The following is a 15,759-nucleotide window of genomic DNA, read 5'->3' as shown; positions in this document are numbered from 1 at the left end:
GGCGTGGACCTTGCCACGGTGATCGCCGCCGGGTGATCGGGCCTGGTCGGGGGGATGCTGAAGGCAGCGGTGCAGCGGGGGCCGCTCCCTGTGCACCGGCTCCGGCGTCACCAGGACGGGTGGAAAGAGTGCCGATCCGGAACACCCACCCGCATGCGGGCGTCAAAACTGTCAGAAGTGCCGTGCAGGATGCACAGCCGGGGTCGGCCACCGCCGTTTCCCGGTCGGATACTGATCATTTCGAGTCGGCTCGGGCGTCCGGGATCGTTGGCAGACCTCCTCGTTGAGGGCCGCCGACGATCGCCGGCTCCGAGCCCCGAAGGGGGTGCCGCGCCGTATGGCCGCTGTCGACGCAGCCCGCGCACGTGCCCAGGCCGTGCTGCGGATCCGCGGGCTGGCCCTGGCCGTCGCCGCGCTGCCCGCCGCCCTCGCGGTGGTGCTGCTCGCCGGGCGGTTCACCGGCAGGCTCGGCGCGCCCGGTTCCGCCGACGCGGCGGGTTGGGACGCCGCCCGCTGGGTGGTCTGCGCGGTCGCCGTCGTGACGCTCACGCTCGCCTATCTGGCGGCGCGGGCCCACGCACGGGCCGTGCCGCCCGTCACCCCGGCCGTGCCGCTGGACGCGGCGGCCGCCCCGGAGCTCTACCGGCTGATCAACGAGCTGGCGGAGCGCCTCGAGGTGCCCGCCCCGTCCGCCATCGCGCTCACCCCCGACTGCGACAGCTGGCTGGAGGACGCGCACCCGCGCCTGCGCGTCCTGGCCCGCCGTCCGGCCGACCTGCCGGCTCCCGTGCTGGTGATCGGTTCGCCCTTCCTGTGGTGGATGCGGGCCGGCGAGCTGAGAGCCCTGCTCGCTCCGGTGGTGGCGGGCACGGCCGCCGCGGCCGACCCGGAGATCGCAGCCGCCCGCCGCTTCGTCCGCAGTCTGGACGCCGCGCTCGGCGAGCCCCGCCGGGGCCCGGCCGCGCTGATCGACCGGATCACCCGCACTCTCCTCGGCGCCTGCCGCGAGCACTCGGCCGAGCTGGAGCGCTCGGTCGCGGCCTGGGCCTCCGACCAGGCCAAGGCCGTCGACTACGGCCTGCGGATCGCCGCCCAGGAGCAGGTCGGCCTCGCCTACGCGGGGTGGGACAGGCTGCTGACCAGGGTCGCCCTGCCGGCCTGGCGGCTCGGCCGCCACCCCGCCCACCTCAACGCGGGCGTGGTCGCCGCCCTCACCGAGCTCTCCCGCCGGGACCGGCTCGCCGACGGGTACGAGACCCGCCTCGGCGACCGGCCCGCCTGCGACCTGCTGGAGGAGCCCGGCGAGATCGACGCCGCGGTGTCCCTGCTGGCCGCCGAGCTGCTCGGAGGCGAGCACAGCTTCGGCACCCCGGCCAAGGGCTGGCAGGAGCTCGACTGGGCCGACTACCCGGCGCAGGTGGTGGACCGCGGCTGGCGGGTCCAGGCCGCCGCCCTGCAGGCCGCGCTGGACGGCGCGATGACGGGCCCCGGCGGCCGGCAGGCCGGGCCGACGCTCACCCGACTGCTGGCCCGCCTCGCGGACGGCGACGGCGAGCCGCTGGCCGCCGCGCTCACCACCCACCTGGCGCGTACCGGCCGGGTCGCGCCCCCTCTGCAGCCGGAGCGCAGCGGGCGCGACCTGCTGGTCGACCACGTCACCGCGATGGTGTGCTGCGCAGCCGTCGACACCGCCGTCGGGGCGCCCGGTCTGGACTGGCTGGACGGCCCGGTGCTGCTCATCGACGGCGTACGGCGGGCCGAGCTGGCCACCCTGGTGGCCCAGGCGGTCGAGCAGGGCAAGGACGCCCCGCTGCGGGTCTGGCTGGAGGCGGCGGGCATCCGGCTGGAGCGGCCGGTGCGGCTCTGAGCGGTCGAATCAGGTCGAATCGGGCGTCGGGAGTACTTGTTGCTACGGTTGGGTGACGCAGAGCCAGCACTCTGTGGTGTGCTGGACCGCACGCACATCCGTATGGCACATGCCATCCGGCGGAGCGAGCGAGCCGCCCTCGGAGGCGAGCCGTGCCGAGCCTGTGCAACCGTGGGGAGGGGCGCGTGGGGACGGAACTCAACCGCCGCTGGGAGTCCGGCACGCTGGCGCACGGCGTGTCCGACCCCTTCGGCCAGGGCCCGCTGCCCTGGCTGCGCAGCCCCGACCACTACGTGGCCGGCACCGGGGGCGCGGTGCCCTGGTACGTCAGCCTGGACGCGCCGGGCCAGCAGCCGCTGACCGCCCCCCGCCCGACCGCGGCGGTCGGCACCCCCGGCAACGCGGACGACGTCGACCAGCAGATCAAAGGTTTCGCCTCCGCCGGGGTGATCCGCCCGGGCGGCTCGGTGGACTTCAGGGTGACGGTGAACCCGCCGCGCGAGTTCACCGTGGACGTCTACCGGATCGGCCACTACGGGGGCGACGGCGCCCACCACATGACGTCCAGTCCACTGATCGCCGGTCTCGCCCAGGCGGCGCCGCTGGTGGTCGGGCGCACCGTCTCCTGCCATCACTGGTGGCAGTCCTGGCGGCTGCACATCCCGCTGCACTGGCGGCCCGGCGCCTACGTCGCGGTGCTGACCACGGCCGACAGCCTGCACCGCAGTCACATCCCCTTCACGGTCAGGGACTTCGAGGACCAGACGCACGCGGCCGAGCTGCTGCTGGTGGTCCCCGACGTCACCTGGCAGGCGTACAACCTGTTTCCCGAGGACGGCCGGAACGGCGCCAGCCTCTACCACGCCTGGGACGGCGAGGGCCGGCTGCTCCGCGAGCAGGAGGCCGCCGTCACGGTGTCCTTCGACCGGCCGCACGCGGGCGCCGGGCTGCCGCTGCACGTGGGCCACGCGTACGACTTCATCCGCTGGGCCGAGCGCTACGGCTACGACCTGGCGTACGCCACGGCCACCGACCTGCACGCCGGTCTGGTCGATCCGGCGCGGCACCGGGCGCTGATCTTCCCGGGGCACGACGAGTACTGGTCCGACCAGATGCGGCGGGCTGCGGAGCGGGCCAGGGACGGCGGCACCTCGCTGATCTTCCTCTCTGCCAACACCATGTACTGGCGGGTCGAGCTCTCGCCCGGGCCCTCGGGCGAGCCCAACCGGCTGCTCAACTGCCGCAAGCGCCAGCGCGTCCCGGCCGGGCATCCGGCCGCGGGCGTGCCCGGCAGCCAGAGCGCGCTGTGGCGGGACGCCGGCGAGCCCGAGCAGCACCTGCTGGGCGTCCAGTACGCCGGGAGCGTGCCCACGCCCGTCCCCCTGGTGGCCCGGAACACCGCGCACTGGCTCTGGGCGGGCACCGGCCTGCGGGACGGCGACCAGCTGCCGGGCCTGGTCGCCGGCGAGGCGGACCGTTACTTCCCCAAGGTGGCGCTGCCCGAGCACAGCGAGCGGATCCTGCTCGCGCACTCGCCGTACCGCGATTCGGCCGGGCGGGGCAGGTACCAGGAGACCTCGCTCTACCGGGCGCCGAGCGGCGCGTACGTCTTCGCCTCCGGGACCTTCGCCTGGTCACCCGCCCTGGACCGGCCGGGCCACACCGACGAGCGCGTCCAGCGCGCCACCGCCAACCTGCTCGACCACCTCTGCAAGGACGGCTGACCTGCCCGGGCGCGCTGCATGCCAGAGCACGCCGCATGAAAGACTCGGGGGCAGTGACCTCCCCCTTCGCGCCCCACGCAACGCGAACCACCCTGAGGACTGAGACGACCTTGAGCGGATTTGTCACCAAGCCCGAGCCGGTCCAGGTACCCGGCCTGGTCCACCTGCACACCGGCAAGGTGCGCGACCTGTACCGGACCGAGTCCGGAGAGCTGGTGATGGTGGCCAGCGACCGGACCTCCGCCTTCGACTGGGTGCTGCCCAACGAGATCCCGGACAAGGGCCGCATCCTCACCCAGCTCTCGCTGTGGTGGTTCGAGCGGATCGCCGACATCGTCCCCAACCACGTGATCTCCACCGAGGTCCCGGCCGGCGCCCCCGGTGACTGGAAGGGCCGCACGCTGGTCTGCCGCAGCCTGGAGATGGTCCCGGTCGAGTGCGTGGCCCGCGGCTACCTGGCCGGCTCCGGCCTGGAGGAGTACCGCAACGACCGCACGGTCTGCGGCATCGCCCTCCCCGAGGGCCTGGAGGACGGCTCCGAGCTGCCCGCCCCGATCTACACGCCCGCGCTCAAGGCCGAGGTCGGCGAGCACGACGAGAACGTCTCGTACGAGGAGACCGCGCGGCGGATCGGCGCCGAGCTGGCGGCGACGCTGCGGCAGACCACGCTCGCGGTCTACTCGCGGGCGCGGGACATCGCGCGGGAGCGCGGCATCATCCTGGCCGACACCAAGTTCGAGTTCGGTCTGCTGGACGGCGAGCTGGTGATCGGCGACGAGGTGCTCACGCCGGACTCCTCGCGCTTCTGGCCCGCCGACCGGTGGGAGCCGGGCCACGCCCAGCCCTCCTTCGACAAGCAGATCATCCGCAACTGGCTCGCCTCCCCGGCCTCCGGCTGGGACCGCAAGAGCGAGCTCCCGCCGCCGGCCCTGCCCGCCGAGATCATCGAGCACACCCGGGCCAAGTACGTCGAGGCCTACGAGCGCCTGACCGGCACCGACTGGGTCTGACGCAAACGTCGGGGTACTCCAGGGTCGCGGGGAACTGTGCGGGGCGGGAGGGCACACGTTGTCGCCTTCCGGTTTCGCGCAGTTCCCCGCGCTCCTTGTGGGGTTGGGGCTGCTCTCAGATCCAGCCGTGGTCGCGGGCGATGCGGACCGCTGCGTGGCGGTTCTCCGCGCCGAGTTTGGTGGCCGCCGAGGACAGGTAGTTGCGGACGGTGCCGGGGGAGAGGGCCGCGCGGTCGGCGATCTCGGCGATCGAGGTGCCGTGGGCGGCCAGCTCGAGGACGTCCGTCTCGCGGGGCGTCAGCGGGCTGTCCCCGGCGCTGATCGCGTCGGCCGCGAGCTCGGGGTCGACGTAACGGCCGCCGCCCCGGACGGTGCGGATGATTCCGGCCAGGTCCGCCGCCGAGACGGTCTTCGGCAGGAAGCCCCGGACCCCGACCTCCAGCGCCCGCTTGAGGTACCCCGGGCGCCCGTGGCCGGTGACGATCATCGTGCGGCACTCCGGAAGGACGCGCCGCAGCTGGGCGGCCACCTCGATGCCGTCCAGCCCGGGCATCTGCAGGTCCAGCACCGCGATGTCCGGCCGGTGCGCCTTGGCCATCGCCAGCGCCTCGGGGCCCGAGGCCGCCTGCGCGACCACCGTGAGGTCGTCCTCCAGCGCCAGCAGTGCGGCGAGCGCGCCGCGGATCAGGTGCTCGTCGTCGGCGAGCAGGATGCGTACGGGCTCGGTCATCGGACGGGAACCTCCGGAGCGGGGGCCAGTGGCATCGCCGCGGTGAGCCGGAAGCTGCCCGGGGCGGCCTGGGGGAGTGTCAGTTCACCGCCGTGGGCGGCGAGTCGCTCCCGGAGCCCGGCCAGGCCGGTGCCGCCGCTCCTGGGGGGCTCGGGGGCGTCGGGGACGCCGTCGTTCTCGACCTCCAGCACCGCCCGGTCGGCCGTGAGCCGCAGCCGTACCGAGCAGCGCCCGGCCTCGCTGTGCCGGAGCACGTTGGTGGTGGCCTCGCGGACCACCCAGCCGAGCACGGACTGGGTCGCCGGCGGCAGCGTGACGTCCTCCGGGCCGAGGTCGATCTCGCACTCGACGTCGGCGGCCCGCAGCACCGCCCGGGCACCGTTCACCTCGGCCTGCAGATCGGCGGTGCGGTAGCCGCGGACCACCTCGCGGACCTCGCGGTGGGACTCCTGGGCGATCCGCTGCACCTCGGTCATCTGGTCGGCGGCCTCGGGGCGGCCGCGGCGGGCGAGCTGGACGGCGAGTTCGCTCTTGAGCGCGATGGTGGTGAGGTTGCGGCCCAACACGTCGTGCAGGTCGCGGGAGAACCGCAGCCGCTCCTCGGCCACAGCCAGCCGGGACTGTGTCTCGCGGGCCGAGTCCAGCTCCCAGACCACCCCGGTCAGCCATGCCGTACAGCGGCAGGTTGCCCCGAACAGCGTCATGTCGACGGCGACCCCGGTGAGCAGCCCGGAGGTGGTGGCGGCGTCGACCCCGGCGATCATGGCGGCCGGGGCGGTCAGTGCCAGCATCGCGACGCCGGCGAGAGCCGCCCGGCGGACCGGGAGGGCGACCGCCACCGGTCCGGACCAGAAGGTGAGCAGCGCGGGCGCCATCGCGCCGCTGAACGGCAGGGAGTCCGGGCCCGCGTGCGGCCCGAGCAGCAGCAGCGACCAGCCGGACGCCAGAGCCAGGCCGGTACTGGCGGCCAGCCGGCCGACGGGGAGGCCGCGGCGGCCAAGGTAGTGCGCGATCGCGGCGCGGAAGCACCAGATGCCCAGCACCACGCCGAGTCCGGCGGAGACCGCTGTGCCCCATCGCAGCGCGGGGGAGAGGTCCCGGGCACCGGGGTCGGCGAGCAGGTTCAGCACCAGCAGCGGTTGGAGCATCGCGGCCAGGTAGAGCGACCAGCGGAGGTAGATCTCGGTGCGCTTGGGCTTCCCGTAGCTCCGCCAGCCGCGTATCGGCCTCGGCACCCCCATGTCGGCCCCTCCCCGTTCCCGCCTCATCGTGCCGTCTTCCTATCAGGTGCGGGTCGTTTCCGTGCCATCGGCAGGGGCATCTGCGGTGCCGTCAGCGGCGGGGCTCCCAGCAGAACCAGCGGCGGGCGGCCCACCCGGAGGCAGCCGTCCAGAGGATGGCGAGCGCCAGGTGCGGCGCGGCTTCGGCCCAGGAGCCCGCGAAATCGGTCGCGGGGCCCGAGCCGTTGGTGCCGAACCAGCCGAGCTGCAGCAGCTGGAGGGCCGGGGTGGCAGGCAGCGCCCGGCAGACCGTGGCGAGTTGATCCGGCATCACCGTCAGCGGGAACAGCAGGCCGGAGCCGAACTGACTGATCAGCAGCACCGGCAGGGTGGTGATCCCGGCGCTCTCGACGGTCCTGGTGAAGGCGCTGGACAGGGCGGCCAGCGCGATCAGCAGGGTGATGATCAGGGCGAGTCCGGCCACCATCAGCAGCGGGTTCACCGGGACGGGCAGGTCCAGCAGGACGGCTCCCGCCACGCCCAGGACGACGAACTGCAGCAGGGCCAGCGCCACCGACGGCACCGCCGTACCGGCCAGGATCTCCAGATCGCCGGCCTCTCCCGTGCGCAGCCGCTTGAGCACCAGCTCGCCGCGCCGGGCGACGTACGCGGCGGTGAGGTTGTAGTAGACGACGAACAGCAGGACGATCCCGAGCACGCCGTTGACCAGGGCGGCGTCCAGATCGAGTCCGGGCGTCTGCTCGGCCTGCTGCTCGAGGATCGAGCGCAGCCCGCCGACCATCAGCAGCGGCACGGCCAGGGCGGTGAAGAGCGCGGTGCGGTTGCGCAGCAGCAGGATGGCCTCGGCCCGTCCGAGGGCGAGCACGCGGGTGAGCATGCGGGTGAGCGGGCGATTGGGCACGTCTGCGGTGGCGGCGTTCATCGGCCGGCTCCGATCAGGGCAGGGGTGGTGTCGGCCTCGGCGACGATGGCGAGGAAGGCCTCTTCGAGGGAGGCGCTTCGGGCGTCCAGTCCGGCGAGGGCGATCCCGTGCCGGGCGGCCCAGCCGAGCAGTTCGGTCAGGGTGGCCTGCAGCCGGGGCGTCTGCACGGTGATCCGGCGGCCGTCGGCGGTGACGTGGGCCGCCTCCAGCGGCGGCAGACCCAGGCTCTCGTACGGTCCGCAGCGCTCGGGCAGTTCGAAGGAGATCCGGGCGGGCCGTCCGGCGATCACCTCGGAGACGGTCCCGGTGGTGACCACCCGGCCCCGGTGCATGATCGCCAGGCGGTCGGCCAGCGCCTCGGCCTCCTCCAGGTAGTGGGTGGTCAGCAGCACGGTGGTGCCCTGGGCGCGCAGTTCGCGGACCAGCCGCCAGGTGGCGGCGCGGGCCTCGGGGTCGAGGCCGGTGCTCGGCTCGTCGAGGAAGAGCACCTCGGGGCGGCCGAGCAGGGCCATGGCGAGGTCGAGCCGTCGGCGCTCGCCGCCGGAGAGCTGCTTGATCCGGACGCTGCGCCGGTCGAGCAGGCCGACCAGCTCCAGCGCCTCGTCCACCGCCCGGGTGCCGTCGGCCCGCCGCACCCCGCTGGTCAGCCCGGCCCAGGTGCGGCCGGTCTCGGCGACGGTGAGCTCGGCGGGGAAGCCGCCCTCCTGGAGCATGATCCCGATCCGGGGCCGTACGGCGGCCCGCTCTCGGTAGGGGTCGAGGCCGAGCACCCGGACGAGGCCCGCTGTCGGGGCGGTCAGGCCCTCGATCAGCTCCATGGCGGAGGTCTTGCCGGCTCCGTTGGTGCCGAGCAGCGCGAAGAGCTCGCCGCGGCGGACGGTGAGGTCGAGGCCGCGGACGGCGTCGAAGCCGGCGGCGCCGGCCGGCCCGTAGCGGCGGTGCAGGCCGGCCACCTCGACGGCGGGTGGCTCGGGATAGCTGGTGTCCATAGGCACAAGCGTTCCGCCGGGCGGACGGCTCGGGCAGTGCGCGGGGTCATCGACGGCCGGTGCGGATCCACGGGTCGGCGGTGACAAATGTCATCGGCGACGTGACGTGGAAACGACGAAGGGCCCCCTCTTGGTGAGGGAGCCCTTCGACTGTGGAGCGGACGACGAGATTCGAACTCGCGACCCTCACCTTGGCAAGGTGATGCTCTACCAACTGAGCCACGTCCGCATGATCTTCTGTTATGAGTACTGCGAGCGGACGACGAGATTCGAACTCGCGACCCTCACCTTGGCAAGGTGATGCTCTACCAACTGAGCCACGTCCGCACGGTGCTTCGAGGGCACCGGCCGCCCCGCTCGGGTTCCCCCGGTTGCGGCGACGAGAAATACTCTACCTCATCGATCGGAGTGGTCGCCCCACCCTTTCCACCGGCATGGCGTGGGCGGGGCGACGAGCCGTCCGACCAGGTCAGTTGGCCTCGGCGAAGGCCTCGTAGACGTGCTTGGGGATCCGGCCGCGGGCCGGCAGCTCCATGCCGCGGGACTGCGCCCAGGCGCGGACGGCCGCAGGGTCAGGGGTGAGAGCGGTGCGGCGGAAGGACTTTCCGGCACGGCTCTGGCGGCGCCCGGCCGCGACGAACGGAGCGAGGGCCTCCCGCAGCTTTTCCGCGTTGTCCAGGGACAGGTCGATCTCGTACGACTTCCCGTCGACGCCGAAGTGGACGGTTTCCGCGGCTGCGCCGCCGTCCAGGTCGTCGGAGAGCGTGACAACTACACGCTGAGCCATGGGTGTCAATCCTCTCGGGCAATTCGGCCGCCGGGTGCGGGGATGCACTCGTGCGGCCCGATGTGCACCAGTCACGCGAGCGCATACGGGCAGGCAGGATGCCGCGGTTGGATACGCAGCACTCGCCGTCACCGGTGGCCCTATTCTGCACCCAAAGAGGGTGGAAATCGAAGAGTCCTGCTTTCTTTTCCGGATATTCACGATGGTTCGCCGGTGCTGGGATACTCGTCGACGCCGATGGCCGATCTGTCCGGAGTGCCGGTATTAAGACGTTCTCGAGCGGGCTGTGAAATCCGTCGAAAAGGGGCGCTGTCGGAAGTCCTGAGGGCTGTGGAACCCTTGGTGCGTAAGGGGCAAAGGTCTACGCGCGTCGCTTCGCCCGGCTCGCAAACTCGGCCGAAAGCCCCGGTACTCTGAAGGTCCCCCCGCCTTCACGCACCACACACCGGGAGTGCCAGTGGCACGCGTCGTAGTCGACGTCATGCTCAAGCCGGAGATCCTCGACCCCCAGGGACAGGCGGTGCAGCGTGCACTGCCCCGTCTCGGATTCGACGGGATCGCCGACGTCCGCCAGGGCAAGCGTTTCGAACTGGAGCTGGAGGGGCCGGTGGACGACGCCGCCCTCGCCCGTATCCGCGAAGCCGCCGAGACCTTCCTCGCCAACACCGTGATCGAGGACTTCACCGTGCGGGTGGAGGAGTCCCAGTGACCACCCGCGTAGGCGTCGTCACATTTCCGGGTTCGCTCGACGACCGTGACGCCCAGCGCGCGGTCCGCCTGGCCGGCGCCGAGCCGGTCGCCCTCTGGCACCGTGACAAGGATCTCCACCAGGTCGACGCGGTCGTCCTGCCGGGCGGATTCTCCTACGGTGACTATCTGCGCTGCGGTGCCATCTCGCGCTTCTCGCCGGTGATGGACACCATCATCGAGCAGGCCAAGCTCGGAATGCCGGTCCTCGGTATCTGCAACGGCTTCCAGGTGCTCTGCGAATCGCACCTGCTGCCCGGCGCGCTCACCCGCAACGACTCGCTGCACTTCATCTGCCGCGACCAGAAGCTGCGCATCGAGAACGCCGGGACCGCCTGGACCCGGGATTACTCGGCCGGCCAGGAAATCGTCGTACCGCTGAAGAACGGCGAGGGCCGCTTCGTCGCAGACGAGCACGTCCTGGACGAACTCGAGGCCGAAGGCCGGGTCGTGGCCCGGTACTTGGACCTGAACCCCAACGGTTCGTACCGCGACATCGCCGGTATCACCAACGCCGCCGGCAATGTCGTCGGCCTGATGCCGCACCCGGAGCACGCCGTGGAGCCGCTCACCGGTCCGACCACCGAGGGCCTGGGCTTCTTCACTTCCGTACTGAAGCAGCTGGTGAACGCCTGATGACTCTCGACACCGTCAAGAACGCCGAGCAGACCCCGGACGCCAGTCAGCCCTGGGCCGAACTCGGCCTGAAGGAAGACGAGTACACCCGGATCCGCGAGATCCTCGGCCGCCGCCCCACCGGCGCCGAGCTCGCGATGTACTCCGTGATGTGGTCGGAGCACTGCTCGTACAAGAGCTCCAAGGTCCACCTCAAGCAGTTCGGCGAGAAGGCCCCGGCCTCGGACGCGATGCTCGTCGGCATCGGCGAGAACGCCGGTGTGGTCGACGTCGGCCAGGGCTACGCGGTGACCTTCAAGGTCGAGTCGCACAACCACCCGTCGTACATCGAGCCCTACCAGGGCGCGGCCACCGGCATCGGCGGCATCGTGCGCGACATCCTGGCGATGGGCGCCCGCCCGGTCGCCGTGATGGACCCGCTGCGCTTCGGCGCGGCCGACCACCCCGACACCCGGCGCGTGCTGCCCGGGATCGTCGCGGGCATCGGCGGCTACGGCAACTGCCTGGGCCTGCCGAACATCGGCGGCGAGGTCGTCTTCGACTCCTGCTACCAGGGCAACCCGCTGGTCAACGCGCTCTGCGTGGGCGTGATGAAGCACGAGGACATCCACCTCGCGCAGGCCAGCGGCGCCGGCAACAAGGTCATCCTGTACGGCGCCCGCACGGGCGGCGACGGCATCGGCGGCGTGTCCGTGCTGGCCTCGGAGACCTTCGACGCGACCGGCCCGGCCAAGCGGCCCGCCGTCCAGGTCGGTGACCCCTTCCAGGAGAAGCTGCTCATCGAGTGCACCCTGGAGATCTTCGCCGAGAAGCTGGTGCTGGGCATCCAGGACCTCGGCGGTGCCGGACTCTCGTGCGCCACCTCGGAGTTGGCGAGCGCCGGCTCCGGCGGTATGCGGATCGAGCTCGACACCGTGCCGCTGCGCGACAACACGCTCTCTCCTGAGGAGATCCTCATGAGCGAGTCGCAGGAGCGCATGTGCGCGATCGTGGAGCCCGGCAAGGTCGACCGCTTCCTGGAGATCTGCGAGAAGTGGGACGTCATCGCCACCGTCATCGGTGAGGTGACCGAGGGCGAGCGCCTGGAGATCTTCTGGCACGGCGAGCAGGTCGTCGACGTGCCCCCGCGCACCGTCGCCCACGAGGGCCCGACCTACCAGCGCCCCTACGCCCGCCCGAGCTGGCAGGACGCGCTGCAGGCCGACGCCCCGACGGCGGAGCGGCTGCTCCGCCCGGCGACCGGGGAGGCCCTCAAGGAGGCCCTGCTCAAGGTCGCGGGCTCGCCGAACCAGGCCTCGAAGTCCTGGATCACCGACCAGTACGACCGCTACGTGCTCGGCAACACCGTGCTCTCGGTGCCCGAGGACTCCGGCATGATCCGGATCGACGAGGAGACCAACCTCGGCGTCTCGGTCGCCACCGACGGCAACGGCCGCTACACCAAGCTGGACCCGTACACCGGGGCCCAGCTGGCCCTCGCCGAGGCGTACCGCAACGTCGCGGCCGGTGGTGCCCGTCCGCTCGCCGTCTCCGACTGCCTCAACTTCGGCTCCCCCGAGGACCCGGACGTGATGTGGCAGTTCGCCGAGGCGACCCGCGGTCTGGCCGACGCCTGCCTGGCGCTCGGCACCCCGGTCACCGGCGGCAATGTCTCGCTCTACAACCAGACCGGCGAGACCGCCATCCACCCGACCCCCGTGGTCGCGGTGCTCGGCGTGATCGACGACGTCACCCGCCGTACCCCGATCGGCTTCGCCGAGGAGGGCCAGCTGCTCTACCTGCTCGGCGACACCGCCGACGAGCTGGGCGGCTCGGCGTGGTCCCAGGTGGTCCACGACCACCTCGGCGGTCTGCCTCCCAAGGTCGACCTGGAGCGCGAGAGGCTGCTCGCCGAGATCCTGATCGCCGCCTCGCGCGACGGCATGATCGACGCGGCGCACGACCTCTCCGACGGCGGCCTGGCCCAGGCCCTGGTGGAGAGCTGCCTCAAGGGCGGTCTCGGTGCCCGGGTGATCGTGCCCGCCGAGCTGGACCCGTTCGTGTTCCTGTTCTCCGAGTCGGCCGGGCGCGCCATCGTGGCGATCCCGCGCAGCGAGGAGCTCCGGTTCAACGACATGTGCGGCGCGCGTGGCCTCCCGGCCACCCGCATCGGCGTGGTGGACGGCGATGTCCTGGACGTCCAGGGCCAGTTCACCGTCTCGCTGGCCGAGCTGAAGGACGCCCACACGGGCGTCATCGAGGCCCTGCTCGCCTGACGCGGTCTTCGAGGGGCGGTCTGCGCGGCGAGCGCGGGCCGCCCCTCGTGCGTGCTCCGGGGCTCGCTCGCGCGCGCTAGCCTGCCGGTATGCCTCCGAAGTCCCGTACGTACGACTCCGCCAAGGTCCGGGCCGCGCTCGCCGCGCAGACCGAGGCGCTGCGCAGCGCCGTCCACAGCCTGTGCACGAGCCCCGACGCCGAGCAGTTGCTGGCTCGCCCGACCCGGCTGGGGGAGTGGACCGTACGGGAGTTGGTCGCGCACCTTGCCCTGCAGATCGGCTGGCTGCCCCGGTACATCGGTGAACCGCTCGAGGGGCGGGCGCCGTTGAGCCTTCTGCAGTGGGTGGCCGGTGTCGGCACCGTCGCGCCGCTGCTCGACACCGCCGCGCGCGATCACGCGGCGAAGGCCTTCCAGGGCAGCCCGGCCGAGGTGGCGGCGGAGTTCGACCGGGAGGCGGACGAGCTGATCGCTCTGCTTGCGGGCTCCGAGGCCGCCGATCCGGCGCGTCGGTTCGAGATCAGGCTCGGTTCGATGCTCCTCGCCGACATGCTGGTCACCAGGCTGGTCGAGACCGTGGTGCACGCGGACGACCTGGCCCAGGCGCTGGCGCTGCCCGCGTTCCCGCACGACCGGCAGGCGCTGGCCGCCGTCACCCGGCTGCTGGCGGACGCCTTCGCCGACCAGGTGCCCGGCGGATCGGTCGAGTTGCGGATCCCGCCGTACGCGGTCGTGCAGGCCGTTCCGGGCCCGAAGCACACCCGGGGCACTCCGCCGAACGTCGTCGAGACCGACCCGCTCACCTGGATCCGGCTCGCCACCGGCCGGACGGACTGGGCGTCGGCCGTCGGGACCGCAGCCGTCGCGGCGAGCGGTGAGCGCAGCGACCTGGCCGAGTACCTCCCCGTCATGGGATGAGCACGGCGCTCTTGTGATCATCTGACGGTGGGTAAGTAAGCTCCTACGTTGGGCGCGCGGGGCATCGGCCCGCGACGCACGACGACCGTACGTGGACGAGGGGACTGGTATGAGCGAGGACGGCCACCGGATACTTCCGCTTCGGGCCGGGCGCAGGGCGGCGGGCGCCGCTCTGCTGGGCTGGCTGGACGACGACCGTTCGCCACGCCTGTGCCGGATCGCGGGCTCGGCGGGATCGGGCAAGAGCCACCTGCTGGACTGGCTGGCCCAGGGCTTCGCCACCGAGCAGGCGCCGGAGCGGCAGCGGGTGCACGCCGTGCTCCCCGCCGGCGGTGTGAACGTCCGGGCCGCGGTGTGGTCGCTGGGGCACCAGCTCGGCATCCACGCCCGCCTCCCCGAGGACCTGGTGACCGCGCTGGGTGACAGCGGCGGCCGTACGGTGATCTGCGTCCCCGAGCTCGGCGACGCCGCCGATCCGGGCCAACTGGTCGCCGAACTCCTCGACCCGCTGCTGAAGTTGGAGCGGGTGCGGCTCATCGTGGAGGCCCCGACCGGCAGCCTGGCCGCGCTCGGCCTCACCGCGGTCGAGGCGCCCGCCGTGCTGGACCTCGACCAGCCGCAGTGGACCGACCAGGAGAAGTTCGAGGCCTGGTGTGCCAAGGAGGGCGCGGACGCCGCGGCCTACCCGAGCCCGGGCGCGGCGCTCGGCCGCGTCGGCCGGCCGGCCCCCGAGAGCGTGGCCCAGCTGGCCGCACGGGTGCCGCGTACGCCTGACGGTGCGCCGGATCCGGCCGGCGCCGCGGAGGCGCTGCTCTCCGGGCTCTGGACGGCCACCGTGCGGGAGGGCAGCACCGACCAGCTGCTGTCGGACGCGGCCCTGCTCACGTACGCGGGGCCGGTCGCGGTGACCGCCGCGCTGGACAGCATCGTGACGGTGGTGCCCGGGGAGGCCTCGGACGGCCCCGAGCGGATCGAGGGGCCCGTCGCGGCGGGCTGGGACGCCGGCGGCCCCGCGCTGATCGCGGAGACCGACCCGGGCGTGCGCGCCGCCGTGCTGCGGACCCGGCTGATCGGCCTGGAGGACGCGGCCGCCGCCAGGCTCGCCACGGTGCCCGGCCCCTGGCGCGGCGCCTGGGCGCTCTGGCCCAACTCCTCGCTGGGCTGGCCCGGTCCGGTGGCCGGACTGGCGGTCGGTGCGGGCCGGTACGCCGGGCAGCTGCTGCTCGCCGACCTGAGCGGCACGATCCGTACCGTGGACGCTGTCACTGGTACGCCGCTGGCCCGGGTCGAGACCTCGGGGCCCAAGCCCTTGCGCGGACTGACGGTGACGCCGGCCGGCCACCTGCTGCTGCTGGACTCCTGGGGCAGCCCGGAGGTGGTGCCGGCCGCCGAGCCCGAGGAGGGTCTGGACCCGGCCGCGCTGGAGGCCGCGCTGTCGGCTCAGCGGGTGGCTGCGGAGGCGGAGTTGAGCGTGCTCGCCGCCGTGCCGGGACTGCCCTCCGCGGCGCCCGCGGTGGCGGACGGGGCCGGCTCGGTGCACTGGTACCAGGACGGCACGGTGCTCGGTGAGCGCCTGCACGACGGCCCGGTGACCGCCCTGGCGGGTGCGGTCTCCGACGGCGCTCCGGTGCTGGTCAGCGGCGGCTTCGACGGGGCCGTCCGGCTCTGGAGCCCCGGCTCGGCGGTTCCCGAGCCGCTGGACCGGCGCGCGGGCGTCGTCACCGCCGTCGCCGCGGCCGAGTCCCCGGCCGGGCTCACGGTCGCCGCAGCCTGGGGGGACGGGCTGGTCCGGGTCTGGCGCGGCGGCCGGCCCGAGCCGGTGCTGGACCTGCGGCTCGGTTCGCAGATCTGGGCGCTCGGCCTGGCGGCGGGCCTGGTGGTCGCCGGTACGCCCGAGGGTGTCGCGGCCGTGGACTTCTAGGCCGGGGGTTCCG

The 15,759-nt window shown here is 73.0% G+C and carries 13 protein-coding genes and 2 tRNA genes; 8 read left to right on the top strand and 7 right to left on the bottom strand.

What is annotated here, in order from left to right; genetic code table 11:
• Nucleotides 1-337 precede the first annotated feature (337 nt).
• From FB465_RS17715 to FB465_RS17705, 3 genes are all read left to right on the top strand, one after another.
• Nucleotides 338-1,867, top strand: coding sequence for a hypothetical protein (locus FB465_RS17715; RefSeq protein ID WP_145791852.1), 1,530 nt, complete (start codon nt 338-340; stop codon nt 1,865-1,867).
• 185 nt (nt 1,868-2,052) lie between these two features.
• Entirely contained in the window at nt 2,053-3,591 is a 1,539-nt protein-coding gene (locus FB465_RS17710) for a N,N-dimethylformamidase beta subunit family domain-containing protein (RefSeq protein ID WP_145791850.1), read from the top strand.
• Between the two features lie 110 nt (nt 3,592-3,701).
• Nucleotides 3,702-4,601, top strand: a complete 900-nt coding sequence (locus FB465_RS17705) for a phosphoribosylaminoimidazolesuccinocarboxamide synthase (protein WP_145791848.1) — start codon at nt 3,702-3,704, stop codon at nt 4,599-4,601.
• Between the two features lie 115 nt (nt 4,602-4,716).
• Here the strand turns inward: FB465_RS17705 and FB465_RS17700 are convergent, their stop codons facing one another.
• The 7 genes from FB465_RS17700 to FB465_RS17670 form a co-directional block, all read right to left on the bottom strand.
• Complete coding sequence (locus FB465_RS17700) at nt 4,717-5,331, bottom strand: response regulator transcription factor (protein WP_145791846.1); 615 nt, start codon at nt 5,329-5,331, stop codon at nt 4,717-4,719.
• Nucleotides 5,328-6,572 carry a sensor histidine kinase gene (locus FB465_RS17695; protein ID WP_145791844.1) on the bottom strand — a complete coding sequence of 415 codons (1,245 nt, stop codon included), beginning with the start codon at nt 6,570-6,572 and terminating at the stop codon, nt 5,328-5,330. The genes FB465_RS17700 and FB465_RS17695 overlap by 4 nt, the downstream gene beginning before the upstream one ends.
• Nucleotides 6,573-6,663: 91 nt before the next feature.
• Complete coding sequence (locus FB465_RS17690) at nt 6,664-7,494, bottom strand: ABC transporter permease (RefSeq protein WP_145791842.1); 831 nt, start codon at nt 7,492-7,494, stop codon at nt 6,664-6,666.
• Nucleotides 7,491-8,483, bottom strand: a complete 993-nt coding sequence (locus FB465_RS17685) for an ABC transporter ATP-binding protein (protein ID WP_145791840.1) — start codon at nt 8,481-8,483, stop codon at nt 7,491-7,493. The genes FB465_RS17690 and FB465_RS17685 overlap by 4 nt, the downstream gene beginning before the upstream one ends.
• A gap of 153 nt (nt 8,484-8,636) precedes the next feature.
• Nucleotides 8,637-8,712: transfer RNA gene (locus FB465_RS17680), tRNA-Gly, on the bottom strand.
• A 25-nt stretch (nt 8,713-8,737) separates the two neighbouring features.
• Nucleotides 8,738-8,810, bottom strand: a tRNA-Gly gene (locus FB465_RS17675).
• Nucleotides 8,811-8,952: 142 nt separating this feature from the next.
• Nucleotides 8,953-9,270, bottom strand: a complete 318-nt coding sequence (locus FB465_RS17670) for a histone-like nucleoid-structuring protein Lsr2 (RefSeq protein ID WP_145791838.1) — start codon at nt 9,268-9,270, stop codon at nt 8,953-8,955.
• Nucleotides 9,271-9,721: 451 nt separating this feature from the next.
• On the opposite strand from FB465_RS17670, the gene purS reads away from it, so the two are divergent.
• The 5 genes from purS (at nt 9,722) to FB465_RS17645 (ending at nt 15,746) form a co-directional block, all read left to right on the top strand.
• Nucleotides 9,722-9,979, top strand: coding sequence for a phosphoribosylformylglycinamidine synthase subunit PurS (gene purS / locus FB465_RS17665; protein WP_083974979.1), 258 nt, complete (start codon nt 9,722-9,724; stop codon nt 9,977-9,979).
• A complete protein-coding gene (purQ, locus tag FB465_RS17660; RefSeq protein ID WP_145791837.1) occupies nt 9,976-10,653 on the top strand; it encodes a phosphoribosylformylglycinamidine synthase subunit PurQ in 678 nt (225 codons plus the stop codon). The genes purS and purQ overlap by 4 nt, the downstream gene beginning before the upstream one ends.
• On the top strand, nt 10,653-12,908 hold the full coding sequence (purL, locus tag FB465_RS17655) for a phosphoribosylformylglycinamidine synthase subunit PurL (RefSeq protein ID WP_145791835.1): 2,256 nt from the start codon (nt 10,653-10,655) through the stop codon (nt 12,906-12,908). Before purQ ends, purL begins: the two co-directional genes overlap by 1 nt.
• Nucleotides 12,909-12,997: 89 nt before the next feature.
• Nucleotides 12,998-13,825 (top strand): maleylpyruvate isomerase family mycothiol-dependent enzyme, encoded by an 828-nt coding sequence (locus tag FB465_RS17650; protein WP_145791833.1) that lies wholly within the window; start codon nt 12,998-13,000, stop codon nt 13,823-13,825.
• A gap of 109 nt (nt 13,826-13,934) precedes the next feature.
• On the top strand, nt 13,935-15,746 hold the full coding sequence (locus FB465_RS17645) for a WD40 repeat domain-containing protein (RefSeq protein ID WP_145791831.1): 1,812 nt from the start codon (nt 13,935-13,937) through the stop codon (nt 15,744-15,746).
• Nucleotides 15,747-15,759: the final 13 nt, after the last annotated feature.

Source organism: Kitasatospora atroaurantiaca (assembly GCF_007828955.1).
Lineage (GTDB): Bacteria > Actinomycetota > Actinomycetes > Streptomycetales > Streptomycetaceae > Kitasatospora > Kitasatospora atroaurantiaca.
The sequence above is the reverse complement of the archived record's forward strand: the minus strand, read 5'-3'. Positions and strand labels throughout refer to the sequence as shown.